The organism is Haemophilus parainfluenzae, from assembly GCF_003252755.1.
In the GTDB taxonomy this organism is placed as follows: Bacteria; Pseudomonadota; Gammaproteobacteria; order Enterobacterales; family Pasteurellaceae; genus Haemophilus_D; species Haemophilus_D parainfluenzae_N.
In genome coordinates, this window is record NZ_QEPT01000002.1 from 382,523 (window position 1) to 405,753 (window position 23,231).

At 38.7% G+C, this 23,231-nt stretch carries 23 protein-coding genes, 1 other RNA gene and 2 pseudogenes; 11 read left to right on the top strand and 15 right to left on the bottom strand.

Annotation, left to right across the window (positions count from 1 at the left end):
- Window positions 1-51 precede the first annotated feature (51 nt).
- The 7 genes from DPV95_RS04345 (at window position 52) to pheA (ending at window position 8,341) form a co-directional block, all read left to right on the top strand.
- Window positions 52-972 (top strand): D-alanine--D-alanine ligase, encoded by a 921-nt coding sequence (locus DPV95_RS04345; RefSeq protein ID WP_032822683.1) that lies wholly within the window; start codon window positions 52-54, stop codon window positions 970-972.
- Window positions 972-1,757, top strand: coding sequence for a cell division protein FtsQ/DivIB (locus DPV95_RS04350; RefSeq protein WP_049367803.1), 786 nt, complete (start codon window positions 972-974; stop codon window positions 1,755-1,757). Before DPV95_RS04345 ends, DPV95_RS04350 begins: the two co-directional genes overlap by 1 nt.
- Before the next feature lie 28 nt (window positions 1,758-1,785).
- Window positions 1,786-3,060, top strand: coding sequence for a cell division protein FtsA (gene ftsA / locus DPV95_RS04355; protein ID WP_005697680.1), 1,275 nt, complete (start codon window positions 1,786-1,788; stop codon window positions 3,058-3,060).
- Window positions 3,061-3,146: 86 nt separating this feature from the next.
- Entirely contained in the window at window positions 3,147-4,454 is a 1,308-nt protein-coding gene (gene ftsZ, locus DPV95_RS04360) for a cell division protein FtsZ (protein ID WP_005696524.1), read from the top strand.
- A 41-nt stretch (window positions 4,455-4,495) separates the two neighbouring features.
- Entirely contained in the window at window positions 4,496-5,413 is a 918-nt protein-coding gene (lpxC, locus tag DPV95_RS04365) for a UDP-3-O-acyl-N-acetylglucosamine deacetylase (protein ID WP_049367802.1), read from the top strand.
- Window positions 5,414-5,534: 121 nt separating this feature from the next.
- Window positions 5,535-7,175 (top strand): bifunctional UDP-sugar hydrolase/5'-nucleotidase UshA, encoded by a 1,641-nt coding sequence (gene ushA / locus DPV95_RS04370; RefSeq protein WP_111406701.1) that lies wholly within the window; start codon window positions 5,535-5,537, stop codon window positions 7,173-7,175.
- An 8-nt stretch (window positions 7,176-7,183) separates the two neighbouring features.
- Window positions 7,184-8,341: a prephenate dehydratase gene (pheA, locus tag DPV95_RS04375; protein WP_111406702.1), complete on the top strand. Its 1,158-nt coding sequence runs from the start codon at window positions 7,184-7,186 to the stop codon at window positions 8,339-8,341.
- 67 nt (window positions 8,342-8,408) lie between these two features.
- Here pheA and DPV95_RS04380 read toward each other — a convergent pair whose 3' ends face one another.
- Complete coding sequence (locus DPV95_RS04380) at window positions 8,409-8,735, bottom strand: zinc ribbon domain-containing protein YjdM (protein WP_054418140.1); 327 nt, start codon at window positions 8,733-8,735, stop codon at window positions 8,409-8,411.
- Window positions 8,736-8,847: 112 nt separating this feature from the next.
- Here DPV95_RS04380 and DPV95_RS04385 point away from each other — a divergent pair, with 112 nt between their 5' ends.
- Entirely contained in the window at window positions 8,848-9,408 is a 561-nt protein-coding gene (locus DPV95_RS04385) for a YtfJ family protein (RefSeq protein WP_111406735.1), read from the top strand.
- Window positions 9,409-9,441: 33 nt separating this feature from the next.
- Here DPV95_RS04385 and DPV95_RS04390 read toward each other — a convergent pair whose 3' ends face one another.
- The 9 genes and pseudogenes from DPV95_RS04390 to cysS all read right to left on the bottom strand — a co-directional run bounded on the left by DPV95_RS04390 (window position 9,442) and on the right by cysS (window position 15,439).
- Entirely contained in the window at window positions 9,442-9,609 is a 168-nt protein-coding gene (locus DPV95_RS04390; RefSeq protein WP_111406703.1) for an anti-sigma factor family protein, read from the bottom strand.
- A gap of 11 nt (window positions 9,610-9,620) precedes the next feature.
- Window positions 9,621-10,169: a sigma-70 family RNA polymerase sigma factor gene (locus DPV95_RS04395; protein ID WP_065243342.1), complete on the bottom strand. Its 549-nt coding sequence runs from the start codon at window positions 10,167-10,169 to the stop codon at window positions 9,621-9,623.
- A 364-nt stretch (window positions 10,170-10,533) separates the two neighbouring features.
- Window positions 10,534-10,767: pseudogene (locus DPV95_RS04405) on the bottom strand (integrase core domain-containing protein); the annotation flags it as partial.
- Window positions 10,752-11,465: an HvfC family RiPP maturation protein gene (locus DPV95_RS04410; RefSeq protein ID WP_111406704.1), complete on the bottom strand. Its 714-nt coding sequence runs from the start codon at window positions 11,463-11,465 to the stop codon at window positions 10,752-10,754. The pseudogene DPV95_RS04405 and the gene DPV95_RS04410, both read right to left, overlap by 16 nt.
- Window positions 11,455-12,375 carry an HvfB family MNIO-type RiPP peptide maturase gene (locus DPV95_RS04415; RefSeq protein WP_111406705.1) on the bottom strand — a complete coding sequence of 307 codons (921 nt, stop codon included), beginning with the start codon at window positions 12,373-12,375 and terminating at the stop codon, window positions 11,455-11,457. The genes DPV95_RS04410 and DPV95_RS04415 overlap by 11 nt, the downstream gene beginning before the upstream one ends.
- 77 nt (window positions 12,376-12,452) lie before the next feature.
- Complete coding sequence (gene hvfA, locus DPV95_RS04420; protein WP_111406706.1) at window positions 12,453-12,725, bottom strand: oxazolone/thioamide-modified RiPP metallophore HvfA; 273 nt, start codon at window positions 12,723-12,725, stop codon at window positions 12,453-12,455.
- Between the two features lie 32 nt (window positions 12,726-12,757).
- Window positions 12,758-13,198, bottom strand: a complete 441-nt coding sequence (locus DPV95_RS04425) for an HvfX family Cu-binding RiPP maturation protein (RefSeq protein WP_111406736.1) — start codon at window positions 13,196-13,198, stop codon at window positions 12,758-12,760.
- Window positions 13,199-13,437: 239 nt separating this feature from the next.
- Window positions 13,438-13,668: pseudogene (locus DPV95_RS04430) on the bottom strand (integrase core domain-containing protein); the annotation flags it as partial.
- 391 nt (window positions 13,669-14,059) lie between these two features.
- Window positions 14,060-15,439, bottom strand: coding sequence for a cysteine--tRNA ligase (gene cysS, locus DPV95_RS04435; protein WP_111406708.1), 1,380 nt, complete (start codon window positions 15,437-15,439; stop codon window positions 14,060-14,062).
- A gap of 107 nt (window positions 15,440-15,546) precedes the next feature.
- Here cysS and DPV95_RS04440 point away from each other — a divergent pair, with 107 nt between their 5' ends.
- Window positions 15,547-16,056: a peptidylprolyl isomerase gene (locus tag DPV95_RS04440; RefSeq protein ID WP_005699853.1), complete on the top strand. Its 510-nt coding sequence runs from the start codon at window positions 15,547-15,549 to the stop codon at window positions 16,054-16,056.
- A gap of 57 nt (window positions 16,057-16,113) precedes the next feature.
- A complete protein-coding gene (locus DPV95_RS04445; RefSeq protein WP_111406709.1) occupies window positions 16,114-16,902 on the top strand; it encodes a TatD family hydrolase in 789 nt (262 codons plus the stop codon).
- On the opposite strand, the gene nrdG is transcribed toward DPV95_RS04445, so the two are convergent.
- Entirely contained in the window at window positions 16,899-17,366 is a 468-nt protein-coding gene (gene nrdG, locus DPV95_RS04450) for an anaerobic ribonucleoside-triphosphate reductase-activating protein (protein WP_111406710.1), read from the bottom strand. The two genes, DPV95_RS04445 and nrdG, sit on opposite strands and share 4 nt — an antisense overlap.
- A 127-nt stretch (window positions 17,367-17,493) precedes the next feature.
- On the opposite strand from nrdG, the gene ffs reads away from it, so the two are divergent.
- An RNA gene (ffs, locus tag DPV95_RS04455) (signal recognition particle sRNA small type) lies at window positions 17,494-17,592 on the top strand.
- A 26-nt stretch (window positions 17,593-17,618) separates the two neighbouring features.
- On the opposite strand, the gene cydC is transcribed toward ffs, so the two are convergent.
- The 4 genes from cydC to DPV95_RS04475 all read right to left on the bottom strand — a co-directional run bounded on the left by cydC (window position 17,619) and on the right by DPV95_RS04475 (window position 23,152).
- Window positions 17,619-19,349 (bottom strand): heme ABC transporter ATP-binding protein/permease CydC, encoded by a 1,731-nt coding sequence (gene cydC, locus DPV95_RS04460; RefSeq protein ID WP_111406711.1) that lies wholly within the window; start codon window positions 19,347-19,349, stop codon window positions 17,619-17,621.
- Entirely contained in the window at window positions 19,349-21,109 is a 1,761-nt protein-coding gene (cydD, locus tag DPV95_RS04465; RefSeq protein ID WP_111406712.1) for a heme ABC transporter permease/ATP-binding protein CydD, read from the bottom strand. Before cydD ends, cydC begins: the two co-directional genes overlap by 1 nt.
- A 142-nt stretch (window positions 21,110-21,251) precedes the next feature.
- On the bottom strand, window positions 21,252-22,205 hold the full coding sequence (trxB, locus tag DPV95_RS04470) for a thioredoxin-disulfide reductase (RefSeq protein ID WP_111406713.1): 954 nt from the start codon (window positions 22,203-22,205) through the stop codon (window positions 21,252-21,254).
- Between the two features lie 89 nt (window positions 22,206-22,294).
- Window positions 22,295-23,152, bottom strand: a complete 858-nt coding sequence (locus DPV95_RS04475; protein WP_111315015.1) for a co-chaperone YbbN — start codon at window positions 23,150-23,152, stop codon at window positions 22,295-22,297.
- Window positions 23,153-23,231: the final 79 nt, after the last annotated feature.

Consider the following 23,231-nt stretch of genomic DNA (forward strand, 5'->3'; position numbering starts at 1 on the left):
AAAAATAACCGCACTTTTCAATGAAGAATAAAAGGAAAACAGGATAAAACAATGAATTTAAAACAAGAAAAAATTGCCGTGTTGTTAGGCGGCACATCAGCTGAACGTGAAGTCTCTCTTAATTCTGGTGCAGCTGTGTTAAACGCCTTAGTAAGCCAAGGTTATAATGCACACGGTATCGATCCTAAAGAATATAATGTCGCGAATTTAAAAGCAGATGGTTTTGATCGCGTTTTTAACATTTTACATGGTCGCGGTGGTGAAGATGGCACTATGCAAGGTTTATTAGAACAAATCGGCTTGCCTTACACCGGTTGTGGAGTGATGGCTTCAGCATTAACCATGGATAAAATGCGTACTAAAATGTTGTGGAAAGCCTTTGGTTTACCTGTTGCCGATATGGAGATTGTAACCAAAGAAAACGCTCACGAACTAAACCCACAAGCTGTGGTCGAAAAGTTAGGTTTACCTTTGATGGTTAAGCCATCTCTTGAAGGTTCAAGTGTCGGTTTAACGAAAGTAAAAGCAGTCGAAGAATTAAAAAGTGCGGTCGATTATGCACTTAAATTTGATAACACCATTTTGATTGAAGAATGGTTGGCTGGCGATGAATTAACAGTGCCTGTTTTAGGTGGCGAAGTATTGCCTGCTGTTCGTATTGTGCCAGAAGGTGAGTTTTATGATTACGATGCGAAATATATTTCAGATAACACTCAATATTTTTGCCCTGCGGGCCTTTCAGCTGAACGTGAGCAAGAATTAGCGAAATTAGTTAAACGTGCTTATGACGTCGTAGGGTGTCGTGGTTGGAGCCGCATTGATGTGATGACTGATGCACAAGGTAATTTCCGTTTAGTCGAAGTAAACACAAATCCTGGCATGACAAGTCACAGTTTGTTCCCTAAATCTGCGTCAACAGTCGGCATTTCATTTGAACAACTCGTCGTGAAAATTTTGGAGTTGAGTGCGTAATGAATGTAATTAAGCGCAAAAATACACAGCCAACGCAATTTGGTCGTTCATCTAATGGAGAAGGTAAATTCCATTTTATGTTGCAGATTAAACTTGCTTTGGTGTTACTTTTTGCGGGGTTAGGGTATTTCGTTTATTCAAACTGGCAAAGTTGGCTCGAAAGCTTAGACGGTGATAGAAAAATTACTGCCTATGCCTTAGTGGGTCAAAATGAATTTACCACTTATCCGGATGTGCAAGACGTATTGCTCAAAATGGGTTCACTCAAGGGTTTTTGGGGGCAAGACGTTAAGCAAATTCAAGAGCAGCTTGAAACGATTCCTTGGGTAAAAGGTGCGGTGGTTCGTAAAATTTGGCCAAATCGTTTAAGTATCTGGTTATCAGAATATCAGCCAGTCGCCATTTGGAACAAAACAGAGTTTGTTACAAAAGATGGAACAGTTTTCCAATTGCCGATGGATAAGTTAAAAGAAAAGGTTTTACCTTATTTAGGTGGTCCGGATTATCAAAGCTTAAAAGTATTAGAAGCTTGGAATCAAATTTTTGCTGATTTTAAAGCGAAAAATTTGGTGGTTAAAGGTGTGGCAATTGATGATCGTGGTGCGTGGCAAGTTACGCTAGATAATGATATAGTATTGAAACTTGGGCGCGGAGATTGGAAACCAAAATTAGATCGATTTGTAACGATTTATCCACAAATTGAAGTGCCTGAAGGTAAACGAATTGATTATGTAGATTTGCGCTATGCATCTGCATCAGCAGCGGTTGGATTGACAGAGAAATAAAAAATAATTCATTGGGTGTAATAAGAAAATGGCAAAAGAGTTGGAACCGAAAGTAATTGTAGGTCTTGAAGTTGGTACATCAAAAGTTGTTGCTGTCGTTGGGGAGGTGCTTCCTGATGGCGTAGTAAATGTACTTGGCGTGGGTAGTTGTCCATCAAAAGGGATTGATCGTGGCAGTATCACTGATTTAGATGCCGTTGTTAATTCTATCCAACGTGCCATTGAGGCAGCTGAATCAATGGCCGATTGCCAAATTATGAGCGTGACTCTTGCGATTACAGGTGAACATATTCAAAGCCTGAATGAGAGCGGCTTTGTTGCTATTTCTGAAAATGAAGTGACTCAAGATGAAATTGATGATGCTTTACATACAGCGAGCTCAGTGAAATTACCTGAGGGTCTTTCTTTATTACACATCATTCCACAAGAATATGCCGTAGATAAACAAGTTAATATTAAAAATCCATTAGGTTTACAAGGTGTACGTTTAAAAGCGAACGTGCATTTAATTGCTTGTCACCAAGACTGGCAAAATAACTTGAAAAAAGCAGTTGAGCGTTGTGGATTACAAGTCGATAAAGTTGTGTTTTCCGGCTTTGCAGCAACACATTCTGTTTTAACTGAAGATGAAAAGGATCTTGGTGTTTGCCTGGTTGATTTCGGTGCTGGCACCATGAATATGATGGTTTATACCAATGGCTCATTGCGTTTCAGTAAAGTTATTCCTTACGCAGGGAACATTGTAACCAATGATATTGCCCATGCATGTACCGTTTCTCGTGCAGAAGCAGAACGCATTAAAGTGAACTATGCAAGTGCATTATATCCGGCACGTTTACATGGTGATAAAAAAATTGAAGTGGCAAGTATTGGTGGTCGAGCACCACGTGCTTTAACAAAAAGTGATTTATCTTTAATCACTTCAGCAAGATATATTGAACTATTAGGCGTTGTTAAGGACGAATTAGATAAGCTTAAAGCAGATTTAGAAACCAAACATATTAAATTTGAATTAATTGCGGGTGTCGTTATCACTGGTGGTGGTGCACAGATTGAAGACTTAAAAGATTGTGCATCAAGTGTATTTGGTTGCCAGGTGCGTATTGGTAGTCCACTAAATATCACGGGGTTAACAGATTATGTAAACCGTCCGCAATATTCAACAGTCGTGGGATTGCTACAATATCATCATCAAAATAGTGATAATGATCCAGTGGATAGTAATTATGGCGATGAAGCATTAGGTAAAAAATTCTGGAAAGGCCTTAAAAATATTTTCAACAAAGTGAAATCAGAATTTTGATAATTTTGACTTTTTCATTTACAATAAGAAAGATTTAACTTTTATTAACATGCTAGCAGAGTATTAGCAGTAACGGAGAACAGCAAATGTTATACCCAGAGTATGGTGATTTTGAAGAGCAAACAGGTGCACTGATTAAGGTTGTCGGTGTCGGTGGAGGCGGCGGTAACGCAGTTAACCACATGGTTGCTAACATGGTGCAACAAGAATTCAATGGTAATTTCTTGGGCGAAAGTGCAATTGATAGCGAAGAACACGGTAAAATCGTATTCTATGCGGTGAATACCGATGCGCAAGCATTACGCAAAAGCCAAGTTCAACAAACTGTACAAATCGGTGGGGCAACAACGAAAGGTCTTGGAGCAGGGGCAAACCCAAATGTAGGTCGTAAAGCGGCTGAAGATGACCAAGAAGAAATCCGTAAAATGCTTGAAGGTGCAGACATGGTCTTTATCGCTGCTGGTATGGGCGGTGGTACAGGTACTGGTGCCGCACCAATCGTCGCTAAAGTTGCGAAAGAATTAGGTATTCTAACTGTTGCTGTTGTTACTAAGCCATTTAGCTTTGAAGGCAAAAAACGTATGCAATTTGCTGAATTAGGGATTAAAGATCTTTCACAATATGTGGATTCAATGATCATTATTCCTAACCAACAAATCCAAAAAGTTCTCCCTAAAAATGCAACGTTAATTGATGCTTTTGCTGCTGCGAATGACGTATTACGTAACTCTGTTATGGGCATCTCTGATATGATTACGTCTCCTGGTTTAATCAACGTGGACTTTGCAGACGTAAGAACCGTTATGTCTGAAATGGGCCAAGCAATGATTGGTTTCGGTTCAGCTCAAAGTGAACCAGGTGCGGGTCGTGCAGAAGAAGCAGCACGTCTTGCAATTAAAAATGATTTATTAGAGAAAGTCGATCTTTCTAACGCTAAGGGTATACTTGTTAATATTACCTCAGGTATGGATCTCGGCTTTGACGAATTTAACGTGGTGGGTGACACAGTAGGTAGCTTTGCATCAGAAGACGCTACTATCGTTGTTGGTACCAGTTTAGTTCCTGAAATGAGCAATGAGATTCGTGTAACGATCGTTGCAACAGGTTTAGGTGATGTTGTTGCGGCTGAGCCAGTAGTGATTGCTCGTCCTCAAGCAGCAGTACAACAAGCTCCAGTTCAACAACCTGTAGCGCAAGAAACGATTCAGCCACAACCGCCAGTTGGTTTACATGGTTTAGATGCATTAAGACATAATCCACAACCAGAACCAGCACAGGAGCAAAATCCACAATACGGTAACTTAAATAAACCGCTTGATCCAAGCCGTTTAGAACAGTTAAGAAATAATCCTAACTTCTTCAATCCGGCATCATTTGGTCGTGATGAGAAGTAAGATTATAAGTAATCTTGTTGTGAAGCAATAAGGTAAGAAAGATGATTAAACAAAGAACATTAAAACAAAGCATTAAAGTCACAGGTGTAGGCTTACATAGCGGTAAAAAAGTAACATTAACGTTGCGTCCGGCTATGCCGAATACTGGTGTAATTTACTGCCGTACTGATCTTAATCCGCCGGTGACTTTCCCTGCAAATGCGGATTCAGTGCGCGATACAATGCTTTGTACTGCACTTGTGAATGAACAAGGTGTGCGTGTTTCAACCGTAGAACACTTAAACGCAGCGTTGGCTGGTCTAGGTATCGATAATATTATTATTGAAGTTGATGCACCTGAAATTCCAATCATGGACGGTAGTGCAAGCCCATTCATTTACTTGCTTTTAGATGCTGGTATTGAGGAACAAAATGCTCCGAAGAAATTTATTCGTATTAAGAAAAATGTACGAGTAGAAGACGGTGATAAATGGGCAGAATTTAAACCTTACAATGGTTTCCGTTTAGATTTCACAATCGACTTTAATCATCCTGCGATTAGTAAAAATGTATGTAATTATGTGATGGATTTTTCTGCACAAGCATTCGTACATCAAATTAGTCGTGCAAGAACCTTTGGTTTCATGAAAGATATTGAGTATCTTCAATCTCAAGGTCTTGCATTAGGTGGCAGCTTAGATAATGCTATCGTATTAGATGATTACCGAATCTTAAATGAAGATGGATTACGCTTCAGAGATGAATTAGTTCGTCATAAGATGCTTGATGCAATTGGTGATCTTTATATGTGTGGCTATAACATCATCGGTGATTTCAAAGCTTATAAATCTGGTCACGGTTTAAATAATAAGCTACTCCGTGCTGTACTCGCCGATCAGGAAGCGTGGGAATTTGTTACCTTTGAAGATAAGAAACAAGTTCCACAAGGTTATGTTGCACCTGCGCAGGTACTCATCTAACAATGTTTTGTTGAAAAGCTATACTTCTTTCGGGAGTATAGCTTTTTTATTTCCTATCTTGCTCTGTTATTTTTGTTTTCAGCGAAGGTAAAGAGCGGTCAAAAATAGAGGTATTTTTATTATGAAAAAATTATTTACCGTGCTTCCTCTTGTGCTAGCAACTTCTGCTGCAATGGCATATGAACAGGATAAAACCTATCAATTTACCATATTGCACACTAATGATACGCACGGACATTTTTGGCCGAATGCAAAAGGTGAATATGGCTTTCCTGCTCACAAAACAATTGTTAATCGCGTAAAAGCTGAAGTCGAGCAAAAAGGTGGCTCACTCATTTTATTAAATGCAGGTGATTTTAATACTGGTGTACCTGAGTCAGATATGCAAACAGCAGAACCAGATATTAAAGCAATGAACGCAATGGGCTATGAGGCAACTGTATTAGGTAACCACGAGTTTGATAATCCACTACAAATTCTTGATATGCAAGAAAAATGGGCAAACTTCCCATTCTTATCTGCAAACGTGATTAATACGAAAACAGGTAAAACCTTAGTTAAGCCTTATACGATTTTAAATAAACAAGATCTTAAAATTGCAGTGGTCGGTTTAACTACTGAGGATACTGCAAAATTAGGCAACCCAGAATACCTTCATAATGTGAAGTTTGAAGATCCAACAACGGTAGCAAAAGCCACATTAAAAGAGCTAAATGAAAAAGTTAAGCCAGATGTAAAAATTGCTTTAACGCATATGGGCTATTATTATGATGCGAAACATGGTTCAAATGCGCCGGGTGATGTAAGTCTTGCACGTAATTTAGATAAAGGCGCATTTGATATGATTATTGGTGGTCACAGCCATGATCCAATTTGTGTAGATGATAAAGGCGTATGGATTAAAGATTATCAACCAACTCAGCCATGTAAACCAGATTTCCAAAATGGTACTTGGATTATGCAAGCGTTTGAATGGGGTAAATACGTTGGTCGAGCTGACTTTGAGTTCAAAAATGGTGAATTAAAATTAGTGAATTATCAATTAATTCCAGTGAACTTGAAGAAAAAAGTGAAAAAAGAAGACGGTAAAACAGAATATGTAAACTATGCCGAAGAGATTCCACAAGATCCTGAAATGGAAAAACTTTTAAAAACTTATCAAGATAAAGGTGATGCATTATTAAGCCAAAAAGTGGGTAAACTAAAAGGTAAGTTAGAAGGCGATCGTACTATCATCCGTTTTGAACAAACTAACCTTGGTCACTTAATTGCAGAAGCACAACGTCAAAAAGCGAAAGCAGATATTGGTATCATGAACTCAGGTGGTATTCGTGATTCTATCCAAGAAGGTGATGTGACTTATAAAGACATTTTAAAAATCCATCCATTTGGTAACATTGTGAGCTATTTTGAATTAACCGGTAAAGAATTATTGGATTATTTAAATGTAGTCGCATTGAAAGAAGTGGATTCTGGTGCTTATGCACAATACTCAGGTATCAGCATGACAGTAAATCGTGCGGATAAGAAAGTTGAAAATGTGAAAATTCAAGGTAAACCATTGGATTTAAATAAAACTTACCGTATTTCTTTACCAAGTTATAATGCGGCGGGTGGAGATGGTTATCCAGTCATGACAAAAAATCCAACTTTCGTAAACACTGGTTTTATTGATGCGGATGTTTTAAAAGAATTTTTTGAGAAAAATTCACCTATTAATGCTAAAAAATACATCCCTCATAATGAAATAACCTTTAAATAAGGAATGAAATGGCATTAGATTTATCAGAAATTCGTCAGCAAATTACGCAAATTGATCGCAGCTTGTTAAAGCTGCTTTCAGAGCGTCACCGCCTGGCATATGATGTAGTAAGAAGTAAAGAAGTGACGCAAAAAGCGTTGCGCGATTTGGAGCGTGAACAACAGCTCTTACAAGAGCTTGTGCAATTTGCTGAAAGTCAAAATTATCAGCTTGAACCACAGTATATTACGTCAGTCTTCCAAAAAATCATTGAAGATTCTGTGCTCACACAGCAAGTGTATTTGCAGAAAAAACTCAATGAGCAACGAGAAGAAACGTTACATGTCGCTTTCTTAGGCAAGCGTGGTTCTTACTCTAATTTGGCTGCGCGTAACTATGCGGCTCGTTACCATCAACAATTTGCTGAAATCAGCTGTGATTCCTTTGCTCAAATTTTTGAAAAAGTTGAAAGCGGAGAAGCTGATTATGGCGTACTTCCTTTAGAAAACACCACATCTGGTGCAATTAATGAAGTTTATGATTTGCTTCAACATACCACCTTATCTTTGGTGGGCGAGTTGGCTTATCCTATCAAGCACTGTGTTTTAGTGAATGAGCAGGATGATTTAAGCAAAATTGATACACTTTATAGCCATCCACAGGTGATCCAGCAGTGTAGTCAATTTATTCAAAGTCTTGAGCGTGTGCATATCGAGTACTGCGAAAGTAGCTCTCATGCAATGCAGCTTGTGTCAAGCTTGAATAAACCGAATATTGCGGCATTAGGTAATGAAGATGGTGGCAAGCTTTACGGCTTATATGTGTTAAAACATAATATTGCGAATCAAGAAAACAACATTACTCGTTTTATTGTGGTAGCCAAACAAGCTCGTGAAGTTTCACCACAAATTCACACAAAAACTTTATTGTTGATGACAACATCGCAACAAGCGGGTTCCCTAGTGGATGCTTTACTTGTGTTTAAAAAGCACGGTATTAATATGACCAAGCTTGAATCTCGTCCAATTTATGGCAAACCTTGGGAAGAAATGTTCTATTTGGAGATTGAAGGAAACATTCATCATCCAGATACCCAAATTGCCTTGGAAGAGCTTAAGCAATTCAGTAATTATCTGAAAGTGCTTGGTTGTTATCCAAGTGAAATTGTGAAACCTGCGAAGGTATAACGAAAATAAAAAAGAGCGGTCGATTTAAAACAACGTTAAAATCGACCGCTCTTTTTATTGTGAATTCTTAAGCTTTTTTCAAGAATTCGGATTTCAACATGATTTTTCCACAATCGACGTTGTGATCTCCGTTAACTAAACGGATATTTTTGAATTTAGTGCCTTTCTTCAACACTTCAGATGAGCCTTTTAATTTTAAATCTTTAATTAAAAGCACATCATCACCATCGGCTAATAAATTACCGTTGCTATCTTTAACAATCAGTTGATCGTCATCGGCTTCAACTGTTTCATTACCATTCCACTCATTACCACAATCAGGGCAAACAAAATTTACAGAATCATGATAAACATATTCGCCTTTACATTTTGGGCAAGCTGGCATTTGATCCATTTCTTTTTCCTTCTTTATCTGATTTAAGCAAAGTATAATGCGCACGGAGTATAACAAAAAAGTGACTATTCGCCAAAAAAATGGGCAATTTCACGAAATTTATGAGGTATTTATGAAAAGAATTATGCTTTTGAGTGCAATGATGGGCAGTTTAATCTCAATTAATGCATTCGCGCACAATATTCAACCTAACCAACTTTTAGCCAATGTAACGGTTTCGGATAAAGGTGAAATCACTTTAAATGGCAATGATACGGCTTATAAATCATGGAGCTCAACGGCATTACCTGGCAAAGTCCGTGTGATTCAGCATATTGCAGGCAGAAGTGCGGCAAAAGAGAAAAATCAAGCGATGATCGAAGCTATCAAAGCCGCTCATTTTAACCAAGCTAAATATCAAACCACGACGATTATTAATGCTGATGATGCTGTTGTGGGCACAGGCATGTTTGTGAAAAGTAGTGCAGAAAAAGGCAAAAAAGAAAATGCCCACAGCCAAGTGATTTTAGATGATAAAAGTGCGGTCAAAAATGCATGGGGATTGCGTGAAAAAGACAGTGTGATTATTTTGCTTGATAAAACCGGCAAAGTGCAATTTGTGAAAGAAGGTAAATTGACGGATGATGAAGTCAAAGAGGTGGTTTCACGTGTAACAGCGTTAATGGCGAAGTAATAGACTTACAAGCGGAAATTTTCTTCCGCTTTTTTATCCCTTGAAATCCTTCATTAACTTTCTCAATGTATTGCAGTTTCGTTGAAATTTACGACAATGTGTACACATGGAAAGATGCAGATTGAGCCCAATTTTTTCTTTGATCATTAATTGTCGTTCTTGGGCATCTGAAATAAGGCGAGTCGCTTGGCGACATTTCATAAAGTCACTCCTTAAAGTTTATGAGATAAGCAGTTTTGAAGTTGTAAGCGGGCACGATAGAGTGTCGTGTGCAAGTTACTTATGCTTAGTTGATTTTCTTGGCAAATTTCTTCAGAAGATAATTCCAAAAACTCTCTCATCATAAAAATCTTGGCTTGTTTGGCAGGTAGGCAAGTTAAACAAGTTTCAAAAATCAGCCAGAACTCTTCAGAATAGACCGCACTTTCGCTCTGTTCAAGATCAAGCGAGGAATGTTCAGCTTTCCAGTGCCCTCCTTCATCAAAGAAATGATTCGTTTGTTCTTCATCTTCGATTTCGGTTTCTAGTACAAATTTGCCTTTCTGACGAAGAAAATCGATGATTTTATTTTTTAAGATAGCAAAGACCCACGTTTTAAATGCGGCTTGTCGCTTAAAGTGCTCGAGATTGTTAAATGCACTCAAAAAACTTTCTTGAACCAAATCTTCAGCTAATACAGGATTACTCACCTGTAATGTGGCAAACTTCAGCATTTGCTCTCTAATTTGTATCAGTTCTTTATCGGAAATTCCGGTTTCCATATTTTTTCCTTGGAAAATGTGTAAGAAATAGGTTCTCATTCGTCTAATGATAATGAAAGGAAAAGACCTTTCTAGATCATGCTAATTATTCACAAATTAAGGAAGATTTAAAATGAAAAATATTACTGTAAAAACAACCTTTACTGCTATTGCTGCACTTTTCTTTGCAACCAGTCTTTTATGCGATAGATATGGAATCCAATGAGATGTCAATGACAAAAGCTCTCATGCCTATGACCAAAGAGTCGATCCGATGCAAAATGATAAAATGGCGGTATTATGTAGCAGTTGCACAAAGGTTTAACCGATTAAAAACCTTAAAATTCCTATTGAAATTTTAACTCAATAGGGATGTAGTGATCAGCTAATTCAATAGTTCCCGATAGGTTGTTTTTGTTAAAATAGCTAGCAAACCTTGATTGTAACGATGTGGGCGAACAAAATTGTAATACATCACATAAACTCTCACATCGTCCATCGCTTGCCCCAAGGTTATATAGTCGCTCTCTTGCATCCATTCATATTTAAAGCTACGAAACCAACGCTCCATTGGGGCATTATCCCAACAGTTACCTTGGCGACTCATACTTTGGGATAAAGCACTTCAGCATTAATCCAATTCACCCAAGTGTTTTCCAATAATGGAATTAAGGGGGGGCTATCTTCAACTACAGTATTTAAGGCAGATAATATCTCTTCTAAGGACGAAGGTTGTTCTTGTATATAACTTAATAGCCAAAAGTCAAGTTCAGATAAGCGTTGTTGCAGAATATTAAAATCGCTATCCCGCCATATAACAGCTTGCATAGGGTTTTCATCAAATTGTTTAAAATTGCTTGATAAAAAATCGACTTCATAGCTTTTTAAATAAGCTGCATCAGATAACTGCATTACGCTATGCTTATTCCACTCAAATTTTTCAGGTACTTTTGCTAAAGAAACTTCTGCAAGTAACTGAGTATTTTCAAAATCCATCAATGCCAGTATATTGGCATCAAAACTCTCTTTTTCTTGACAAAATAAGAGAAATTCTCCAGCAATATCTTGAAAATAAGGCGAATGAGATTTTCCTGTTAATACAAACGTTTCTTTTGTCTGAGACCAACTCTCAGCAGAAACGTGTTTAGGTGCTTCAACAAAACAGCGGTCAATAAAACCAAAGATGTTATTTCGAACTAAGCGAGCATAAACAGCGAGGCGATTCGGAGCATAACCATTTAAAGGTTGAGCATGAGCCAATCGAACTGCTGTAGCAAGTGCTTTTTGTGTTTCAATAAGCGAAGGTTTAGGCTGCATAAGATATTACCTCTTTTTGAGCATATTTTTGCTGTAGTTGTGCAATATGTTCAACTTCAGCATAAAGTTCTGCAAATGGAGGGAAATTGAAATCACGCTCTAATAATGTTGGCGGAATGACGGATAATCGTTGATAGGCATATTCTAATAAATCCCACACAGTACCTTTTACTGCCTCACCGTGCGTATCAATTAATAACTCTGGTAAATAGCGATATGCCCCTTTTATTTTATTAAATGATTCTCCTTCTAAATCCTCCACAACTTGTGCGGCAGAATGTTCTTCGTCGTGTCCTGCAATATGAATGTAATTGACACGTTTCACATCTACTTGATCTAAAAAAACATAAGGATCAAGTAAACCGTGATTGATGCCATTTACATAAATATTATTCACATCTAAATGAATACTACAATCCGCTTCTTGTGCAATAGCATTTAAAAATTCTACTTCATTCATTGTGCTGGTGGGAGAGTGTAAATAATAAGAGGTATTTTCTAATGAAATTTGTAATCCTAAAAAATCTTGCACATAGCGGATTCTCTGTGCTACGTGTTTTACAGCTTCTTCAGTAAATGGCATAGGTAATAAATCATATAAATGCCCTTCACATTCACAATAACTCAAATGTTCAGAAAAAAATGTCGAATTATATTGAGTCATTAATGCTTTAGTATTTTTTAATAACTCGCGATCAAGTGGTGCTTGCCCGCCTAATGAAAGTGATAGTCCATGTACCGCAAGTGGATATCTTTCAGCGGCTTGATCAAATTTATAACGAGCAGCTCCCCCCATTTTTACCCAATTTTCTGGCGCAACTTCCATAAACTGAATCGCATTATTTGATGATAAATTCAAAAAATCATCCGCTAAATCTCGACGATACCCTAATCCTGCACCTTGTAACATAATTATTTACTCCTTTTAATACAACACTGGTGTAAATTTACACCAGTGTTATGTATGGCATCTAGATTAAAATACGATTATTTAGAGCCACATTTACCTTCACCACATTTACCTTCTGCAGCTTTTGGTTTGCTAGCACCACATTTACCTTCTGCGGCTTTCGTTTCGTTTGCACCACATTTGCCTTCTCCGCATTTACCTTCTGCAGCTTTTGTTTTCACACATTTATCACCTACACAAGGTGTTGCAGCTTTATCCGCACTGCTTGATTTTGATTCAGCGTGTGTAGCAGTAGCTACTGTCATCGTTAATGCTCCAGCTAATGCGGCTAAAGTGGATAATTTTTTCATTTAAATCTCCTAGAATTTGATATTGAATATAGTTAGAGGAATTTCAACCAGCTTTTAGTTGGATAAACCTTCTTAATAAGCGTGTCTAAAGAGAGTTTCCCAGCTCCCTGCGTAATTAAGATTAATAAAGTTACCACATAAATTAATGGTAATTTATAACCATTATCACAAACGTTATAACCTGAATCAGCATGAATACTATACCACGCGACAGAGATTAAAATCGTTAAACTTAATGCACTAAAACGAGTTAGTACTCCGAATATTAGCAAGAAAGGGAGAATTAATTCCGCCCCCATTGCAACGTGCCAATTAATATCAGCAGGAATAAGATTAAACGGAAAAGGAAAACGATCTTGTATTTCAGTAAACCAATTTTGACCATTCCATTTTTCTAACCCTGCCTCTAAAAATTCCCACGCAAGAAAAAAGCGTAAAATCAATAAACTCACGCCGCTGCTGATACCTTGCATCTTACAATCTTTCATTTTTTCCTCTGATTGATTACCTATTTTATGAAACTATTTAGTTCATTATGGTAGGAAATGCTTCCTAGTTATTCTATTAGTCGGAGATAAGCCTTTTTTCTTACACTTTTTTTCAAAAAATTGAAAATATTATTTTTTGTAAAAATGCAGATAACATTAAGGGCAAAGATTCTAATAATCTTCGCCCTTTTATCTTTTGCTGATTAATGTAGTGATCAGCTAATTCAACAGTCCCCGATAGGTTTTTTTGTTAAAACAGGCGCCAAACCTTGATTGTAACGATGTGGGCGAACAAAATTGTAATACATCATATAAGCTCTCACATCGTCTATCGCTTGCCCCAAGGTTAGATAGTCGCCCTCTTGCATCCATTCATATTTAAAGCTGCGAAACCAATGCTCCATTGGAGCATTATCCCAACAGTTACCTCGGCGACTCATACTTTGAGTTACCTGAATGAAGGTTGAGCGGAATAGCTACACCTTGAGTTTGAAAAAATGGAAAATTGATGTGAAAAATTGCGAGGTTAAAGTTAGAATTTGAGGTAAAAGAAATGCCTTTCACAATTTTCATTTGGAAAGGCATTCAAATTTATGCGGTAAATTAGTCAATTTTCGGACTTTATGCAACTGCTACATAATACCGTAAAATGGCATCAGATAGTATGAAGTCTGATAGCATGATGAAGTCTCAGGATATGAAAATGGATAATATGAAGTCAGAAGAAATGAAAGCAAAAGAAATGAAGAAAAAAGCAAAAACAATGGAAGCCCCCAAAATGTAATGCTTTCTGCTTAAAAGAAAAACTGCGGTCAATTTGACCGCAGTTTTTGTATCAACGTGAGATTATTGTTTACGCCACGTCGTGCCGTTAGCGCTATCTTCTAACACAATACCCATTGCCGTAAGTTCATTACGTGCCGCATCTGCAGCAGCCCAATCTTTAGCTGCACGAGCCTCGTTGCGTTGTTTGATGAGTGCTTCAATTTTTGCGACTTCATTATCGTCAGAGCCAGCTTGTAAGAATTTTTCTGGATCTTGTTGAAGTAAACCTAAGATACCCGCTAACTCACGTAAACGCGCAGCAAGACCATTGGCTTTTTCTGCATCTTCAGTTTTCAATTTATTGATTTCACGTGCCATTTCAAATAAGACAGAAAGGGCATTTGGTGTGTTGAAATCATCGTCCATGGCTTCACGGAAGGCTTCCACAAAATTTTCACCACCAAAAGCAACCGCACTTTGATCGGTGCCACGTAAAGCGGTGTACAAACGTTCTAATGCACCTTGTGCTAAATTCAGGTTTTCTTCACTATAATTGAGTTGGCTGCGATAGTGTGCCGTTAATAAGAAATAACGCACCGCTTCAGCATTGTAGTGGTTTAATACATCACGAATAGTGAAGAAGTTGCCGAGGGATTTCGACATTTTTTCTTTATCTACCATGATCATGCCGGAATGGATCCAATAATTCACATATTGGCCGCCATGAGCACAGCAAGATTGCGCAATTTCATTTTCGTGATGCGGGAACATTAAATCAGAACCACCGCCATGAATATCAAAATGCTCACCAAGTTGTTTACAGTTCATTGCCGAACATTCAATGTGCCAACCTGGACGACCTGCGCCCCATGGCGATGGCCAGCTTGGTTCGTTTTCTTTTGACATTTTCCAAAGCACGAAATCCATTGGATTTTTCTTGATTTCATTAATTTCAATACGTGCACCGGCTTGTAATTGGTCGAGATCTTGGCGTGATAATTTGCCGTATTCCTTAAAGCTTTCCACATCAAACATGACATCACGATTATCGGCGACATAAGCATGACCACGTGCAATCAGTTTTTCCACAATCTCAATAATTTCAGGAATATGATGCGTCGCACGAGGTTCAAAATCAGGGCGTAATACGTTTAATGCATCAAAATCTTTATACATTTCTTGTACCATACGATCCACAAGTTGATCGCAGGTTTCTTTGTTTTCTAATGCACGTTTAATAATTTTGTCATCTACATCCGTAATATTACGCACATAAGTTAAATCGTAACCTAAAGAACGTAAATAGCGGGCAATCACATCAAAACATACAAAGGTACGACCATGGCCAATATGGCATAAATCGTAAACGGTCACGCCGCACACATACATACCCACTTTTCCTTCATGGATAGGTTTGAACACTTCTTTTTCACGAGTGAGGGTATTAAAGATCTTTAACATATTTTTTCTCTTCTGATTGGAATTCGACCGCACTTTTTCTGCTCCTTGTGGCACTTTCTTGCCATTTGTGGAATAATGAACGCCTTAATTTTCAAGAGGAAAACAACATGGTTACATTACACACAAATTTCGGCGATATTAAAATTAAACTTGATTTTGATAAAGCGCCAATCACTGCAGAAAACTTTTTAAATTATTGTAAAAACGGATTCTATAATAACACAATTTTCCATCGTGTTATTGATGGATTTATGATTCAAGGCGGTGGTATGGAAAGCGGAATGCGTGAAAAAGCAACAAACGCACCGATCCAAAATGAAGCCAACAATCGTTTAAGCAATAAACGTGGCACAATCGCCATGGCGCGTACCTCTGATCCACATTCTGCAACGGCACAATTCTTCATTAACGTGGCTGATAATGACTTCTTAAACTACCGTTCAAAAGAGATGTTTGGCCGTGAAGTCGTGCAAGAATGGGGCTATGCCGTATTCGGTGAAGTGGTTGAAGGCATGGATGTGGTTGATAAAATCAAAAAAGTAAAAACCGGCAATAAAGGCTTCCACCAAGACGTACCAACAGAAGATGTGGTGATTACATCCGTTTCTGTAGAATAATTAATTTGGTGTGTGGATGCATAATCTACACACCTTTTTCTTAAGTGAAATAACGCGATGCCTTTCTTCGATACTCATACCCATCTTGATTATCTTCATCATGACACTGGTGAGCCATTAGCTCAGCTCGTGGAGAACGCTAAGCAAGCTGATGTGCAAAAAATCTTGATTGTGGCGGTAAAAGAGTCGGATTTTAAAACGATCCAAAATATGACCGCACTTTTCCCTGAGCATCTTTATTGTGGGCTTGGGCTACATCCTCTTTATATCAAAGAACATCAAGAGCATGATTTAGAGATATTAGATGCGGCATTATCTGTTCGTAATCAAAATTGTACAGCCGTAGCAGAAATAGGCTTAGAGTGTGCGATTCCTGATTTATTGACTGATGAATTATGGCAAAAACAACAGTACTTTCTGGAGAGTCAGCTTTATTTAGCGAAGAAATATAATCTGTCAGTTAATTTACATAGTCGAAAATCTCACGAGCAATTATTCCGTTTTTTAAAACAGGCTAATTTGCCAAAATGTGGTGTGGTGCATGGTTTTTCTGGAAGTTATGATCAAGCAAAACGATTTGTGGATTTAGGCTATAAAATTGGCGTAGGCGGCACGATTACTTATGAACGTGCGAATAAAACGCGCCAAGCGATTGCTAAGCTGCCATTAGAGGCGTTGGTATTAGAAACGGATACACCAGATATGCCAGTGTTTGGCTTTCAAGGACAACCTAATCGACCAGAGCTGATTGTTCACACCTTTGAGGTGTTATGCCGTTTAAGAAGTGAAAATGCTGAAGTGATTAAAGAAACAGCTTGGCAGAATAGCTTAACCTTATTCGGTTAAACCTTAAAACGGTAAATCACTTGATTGGCTGAACCTCGCCAAACTAAGCTTGGGTCAGCCTGTTCTTGTATAAATTTTCCATCAATAAGCACGTCAATATAAGGCAACATTTGACGTTGATAATCATCAAGTTCATCCAGTTTATAACCCGTCCATACCCAAATGTCCTTATCGGGACATTCTTTTTTGACACGCTGAATAAAAGGAAGTAAGGCTTCAACATTACGTGGATGCATCGGATCCCCTCCGGAAAGTGTGAGCCCTTGACGTTTAATACGCGTATCTTTTAAATCATTGATGATCTGTTGTTCCATCGCCTCATCAAATAATACGCCATTATCAAAAGACCAACTCTTTTGGTTGTAGCAACCACGGCAACCATGTGTACAACCGCTAATGAAAAGGGTACAACGCGTGCCTTCGCCATTTACAACATCGGTAGGGTAGTATTGGAGATAGTTCATGGTTTTACCTCAAAAGTGCGGTCGATTTTCTCGTCAAATTCACCGAATTGATAAATTAACCTTTGCAATACCGGGTCAATTCTTGCATAATAGCCCACCTAATCGCATTGCGATATCAATGGGAATCTTCTCGGTCTCTCGCAACGGTGTCCGGTTTACTCGGTCAGGTTCGGAAGAAAGCAGCCAAAGTCGGAATTTCTGTGTGCCGAGAATAAGCTGGGAAGATTTCCACCCAACTTATCCTTCCTTATTTTACATACGCTCCACTAATTGTTTAAAGAACCCTTTTTCTAATTGCAATAATTCTGCGTAAGTGCCTTTTTCAATTAGCTTCGCTTCATCAATCACACAAAGCTCATCAAATTGCTCAATCGCCGTTAACCGGTGAGTCACTATAATTAAGGTTTTATTTTCAGCATGGGCAAGAATCAAACGTAAAATTTGGCGCTCAGTTTCGCGGTCTAAACCTTCAGTTGGCTCATCTAATAATAAAATTGGCGCATCATTAAGCAAAATACGCGCTAAGCCCAAACGACGTTGTTCTCCACCAGAAAGTGGACGGCCGCCATCACCTAGCCAAATATCTAAGCCTTGTTCTTGTTCCAATAATTTGCCTAAACCAACCTGATTTAACACCTCGATCATTTTTTCATCTGAAATATTGACCGCACTTGCGAATTGCAGATTTTGACGAAGCGTATCGCTAAATACATGAACACGTTGTGTTAAAAAGCAGAATTGGTTGCGTAATGTGTCTTCTGAATAATCAGCAATGGGTTTTTCAGCAAGGCATAATTCTCCTTGATTAGCATCATAATTACGCACTAAAAGCTGTAATAATGTGGATTTTCCGCTGCCTGTTTTACCTAAAATTGCGACTTTTTTGCCTTTTTGAATAGTTAAATTCAAATTCTCTAAAGCACGATTTTGACGTTCAGGATAAGTAAAAGAAAGATCTTTGGCTTCAATTAATGTTGTGGCGTTTTGATCGAACTCCGCTTTGCCATTAAAAGCCACTAATGGTTGCTGCTCGATAATATCTGTCATACGTTCAGCTGACGCAATGACTTGCCCAATATGTAAGAATGCAGAACCTAATGGCATTAAGATTTCAAATGAGGCTAAGGCCGCAAAAGTGAAGAGCGCAATAAATGCCATGCGATATTCATCATTACCAAACTCCGCTTGTGAGCTAAACCACAACATTGCGGCAATAATTAAACCATTTAAGAAGAGTGAAAGTGCAGTCGAAAATCCGCTTAAATTGGCTTCTTTTTGTTGATCGGCTTGCCAGTTAGCTTCAGTTTTAGCCATGTTATCTTTCAATTTATCTTCGGCATTAAAGAGCAATAATTCCGCTTGTGCTTGGATAAATTCTAAGAATTGCGTGCGATAAAGTGCACGTGAATGCACGAGTTTGTCGCCAAATTTTTTACCCAGTTGGTAGAAAACGGTTGGGATGATGAATACTAATAAAAGCAGGCTCACACCTAGACCTAAGGCTAAAGGTACATTGACAAAACTTAGACCAATACACATGGCTAGAATCACAAAAATAGCCGTAATAAATGGTGCAATTAAACGAAGATAAAGGCTATCGAGGGTATCTACATCCGATACTAAGCGGTTTAATAAATCGCTGTTACGGTAGCGATTTAACACTGCAGGACTTAATGGAATAATCTTCTCAAAAACTTGTACCCGTAATTTAGCCAAAATGCGGAAAGTCGCATCGTGCGTCACTAACTTTTCAAAATAGCGGAAAAGGGTGCGGCTAATAGCAAGCCCACGCACAGAAGCAGATGGATAGAAGAAATTAAATAACGTGCCAAGACCCGCAATTGCTGTTGCTGCTAAAAACCAACCCGATGTGGTTAGCAAGCCAATACTGGATGCGAGGCCTGTAATCATTAAAACCAAGCCTAAAAATAAAGGCAACTTGGCGAATTTAAATAAACGTAAAAAGGGAATTAAAGCACGCATTATTGAATATCCTCTTTTCGTTGAGCCAATAATTCGGCAAAGAAGCCTTGATCTTTTAATTGGTTGAAATGCCCTTGTTGAACAATTTCACCTTCTTGCATCACAAAAATATTGTCACATTGTTTTAGATCTTCAATACGGTGTGTGATCATTAAGGTCGTTTGGTTATGGCTCATTTCCGCAAGGGCAGCAAGTACCAGATTTTCAGACTGAGCATCGAGGCTAGCCGTTGGCTCATCGAGTAATAATAAATTGCCTTTGCGTAGTAAAGCACGAGCGATCGCTAAGCGTTGAGCTTGACCTACAGATACACCAATGCCGCCATCTTTAATTTCGCTATCCAAGCCTAATTTATCGGTAAACTCTTTCGCTTGAGCAGAAATCAAGGCTTGCTCGATTTGTGCGTCGGTGGCTTGAATATCACCTAAAAGTAGATTTTCTTTGATGCTACCTTGTAGCAATAATGGGTTTTGACCTACCCACGCAATTTGTTTGCGCCAGTCGCTTAAACGGCTTTGATTCAGTTCCACACCGTTAATTTTTAAGCTGCCTTCATAAGGCAAGAAACCGAGTAATACATTGATTAAAGAGGTTTTTCCTGCACCACTTTGACCCACAAGTGCAATATGGCTTTCTTTCGGAATATGGAATGAAAGCGGCTTCGTTAATGCTTGACCTTGTGGAGAAAGCGCTACTAAATTTTCAGCCAGAATCTCGACCGCACTTTGCACTGGAATTTGTTCATTGCCTTGATGTGCAATTAAATAATCTGCCTCTAAGAAATCGACAATGGCATCAGCAGCACCAATACCGGCTGCACGATCGTGGTAGTAAGTCCCGAGATCACGCAATGGCTGATAAAACTCTGGTGCCAGAATTAAGCAGAAAAAGCCGGTAAATAAGGTTAGCGTGGTGCCATAAGTGCCAAATTCGACTTGGCCTAAATAGCTAAAACCAAAGTATACCGCCATTAAAGCAATGGAAATGGAGGTGAAAAACTCTAACACGGCAGAAGAGAGAAACGCCATTTTAAGCACAGCCATTGTGGTTTCTCGGAAGTCTTCCGTTGTGCTTTCAATATGTTGAGTTTGTTCTGAAGTGCGGTTGAAAAGACGTAAAGTTTCTAAACCGCGTAAGCGATCCAAGAATTGTGCACTTAAGCGAGAAAGGGTCGCCATATTTTTTTGGCTGCTATCTGCCGCCGCAATCCCCACCAGAATCATAAAAATTGGTACAAGCGGTGCCGTGAACATCAAAATCAGTCCTGCCGCCCAGTTGAGCGGGAATACGGCAATTAAAATCACCATTGGTACAATGGCAGACAAACTTTGCTGTGGTAAGAAACGTGCATAGAAGTTATGCAGATTTTCCACTTGTTCAAGCATGATACTTGCCCAGCTACCGGCTGGTTTATTATTGATGGTGGCCGGCCCAACTTGATGGATTTTGTCTAAGATCTTTTGGCGCATATGATTGCGCAGTAATCGACCTGCTTTAAAGCCAATTTTTTCGCGTAGCCATAAAATAACCGAACGCAAAGCAAAAGTCATGATTAATGCAATAAAATATGGAACCAGTTCAGTGCGATCGACATTTTGCATAATCAGCTTGTCGAGCAATGTCGCAAGAAAATAGGTTTGAGCCACAAGAATTAAGGAAGAAAGTGTGGCAAGGGCAATATTGGTGCGCATTAATTTTTTAACAGGTTGTTGCTGCGCACGAAGCCATTTTTGTAAATATTTTTGGCGAAGTTTGTCCATAGATTTGTAGAGTTAGTATTTAAAAAGTTCTCCCTCTCTATTGAGAGGGAGCTTGAAGGGCGAGTTTATTGATACAAAATTGATTCTTTAAAATCTCCCTTAACCCCTCTTGGCTAAAGAGGGGGAAAATAAATAAGGAAATTTATTCTTGTGCATCTAAATAACGTTCAGCATCTAATGCAGCCATACAGCCTGTACCTGCTGAAGTAATAGCTTGGCGATAGTTGTGATCCATCACATCTCCCGCAGCAAATACGCCTTCCACTGACGTTGCTGTTGCATTGCCTTCAAGACCAGATTTAACGACGATATAACCGTTGTTAAGTTCAAGCTGACCTTGGAAGATTTCAGTGTTTGGCGCATGACCGATGGCAATAAATAAACCGTCTAATTTGATGTCCTCTTTTTCGCCGGTTTTCACGTTTTCTAAACGTACACCTGTTACGCCCATGTTATCGCCTAACACTTCATTCAAAGTGCGGTCAGTATGAAGCACGATTTTGCCTTCTTCGACTTTTTTGTATAAGCGATCGATTAAGATTTTTTCTGCACGGAAGCTATCGCGACGGTGGATTAAATGTACTTCAGAAGCAATATTAGCCAAGTAAAGTGCTTCTTCAACGGCGGTATTTCCACCACCGACAACGGCAACCGGTTTATTGCGATAGAAGAAACCATCACAGGTTGCGCAAGCTGAAACGCCACGGCCTTTATAAGCGGTTTCAGATTCTAATCCGATATAACGTGCTGATGCCCCTGTTGCGATGATTAATGCATCACATGTGAAAGTTTGCATATCGCCATAAAGTTTGAATGGGCGAGAAGATAAATCAACTTTGTTAATATGATCAAACACGATTTCCGTTTCAAATTTTTCGGCGTGTTGCAACATACGTTGCATTAAACCTAGACCAGTGGTCATTTCAAAATCACCCGGCCAGTTTTCAATTTCATCAGTAGTGGTAAGTTGCCCGCCCTGTTGAAGACCGGTCACTAAAACAGGTTTTAAGTTTGCACGTGCGGCATAAATAGCGGCGGTATAGCCTGCAGGGCCTGAACCTAAAATTAATAATTTGCTGTGTTTAACGTCTGACATAAAGAATCCTTTGTTTATAAAATAAAGCATGAGGCTTTTGGAATTCGTCCATTATAAAGCCTTCATGCATAAAAAAATAGTTGATCGTATTAGTAAAGCAATGAATACAGCAATCGGCGATATTTATTGGTGATAGGATCTGCATTGCCAATGGCTGATAAAATAGATAAAAACTGTTGTTTCACTTCACCATTTTCTGCAGAAAGATCTTGTTTTAGAATGCTAAATAATAAATCTAATGCTTCTTCGTTTCGATTGGCTTGATGTAGCTGAACTGCCAATTTCAACGCAATTTCAGGCGTTGGATTTTTCGCATAATCCGCTTGTAATTGCTGAATTTCTGGCGTATCGGCTGCTTTAATTAAAAGCTCAATCTGTGCTTGTAAGCCATGCCAACGGCTGTCGCGATCCTGAATCGGAATTTGCGCTAAAATATCTGCCGCAGGTTCCGTTTTCTTCATGGCAATGTAAGTTTCCGCATAAAGTAACGCCACATCACTGTTTTTCTTATCCGAAAGTTCCCAGGCTTCTTTCAGTAATGGAAGAGCAGAGTCGTAATCTTCCACTTGTAAAAAATCCAAGGCTTTTTGGAATTTTAAATCTTCTTCTTTTGGCAAAATGGCGCTTAAACGTTGTAATAAGCTGGCTTCATCTAATGCACCAGGGAACGCATCTAATGCTTGTGCCTCTTTGAAAAGATAGGTTGTTGGTAACGCTTGAATACGAAATTGGGCAGCAATCATTTGCTCCGTTTCACAATTGACTAAGCCTAGAATAAATTGTCCTTGGTGTTGTTCTGCAACACGTTGTAGAACTTTTGCAAAATCTGCCGATTCTTTATGGCTTGGCGCATAAAAGTTAATGACAAGCGGGGTTTCCACCGAACGTTGCAACGTTTCAGTAAGATTTTGTTCGTTCAGTTCAACTAAAAAAGGTAAATCTGCCATTTTTATTCCTTGATAAATGGAAAATGATGTCTGATTTTAACAAAGTGCGGTCAGTTTTAGAAATGTTTTACAGGAAAAG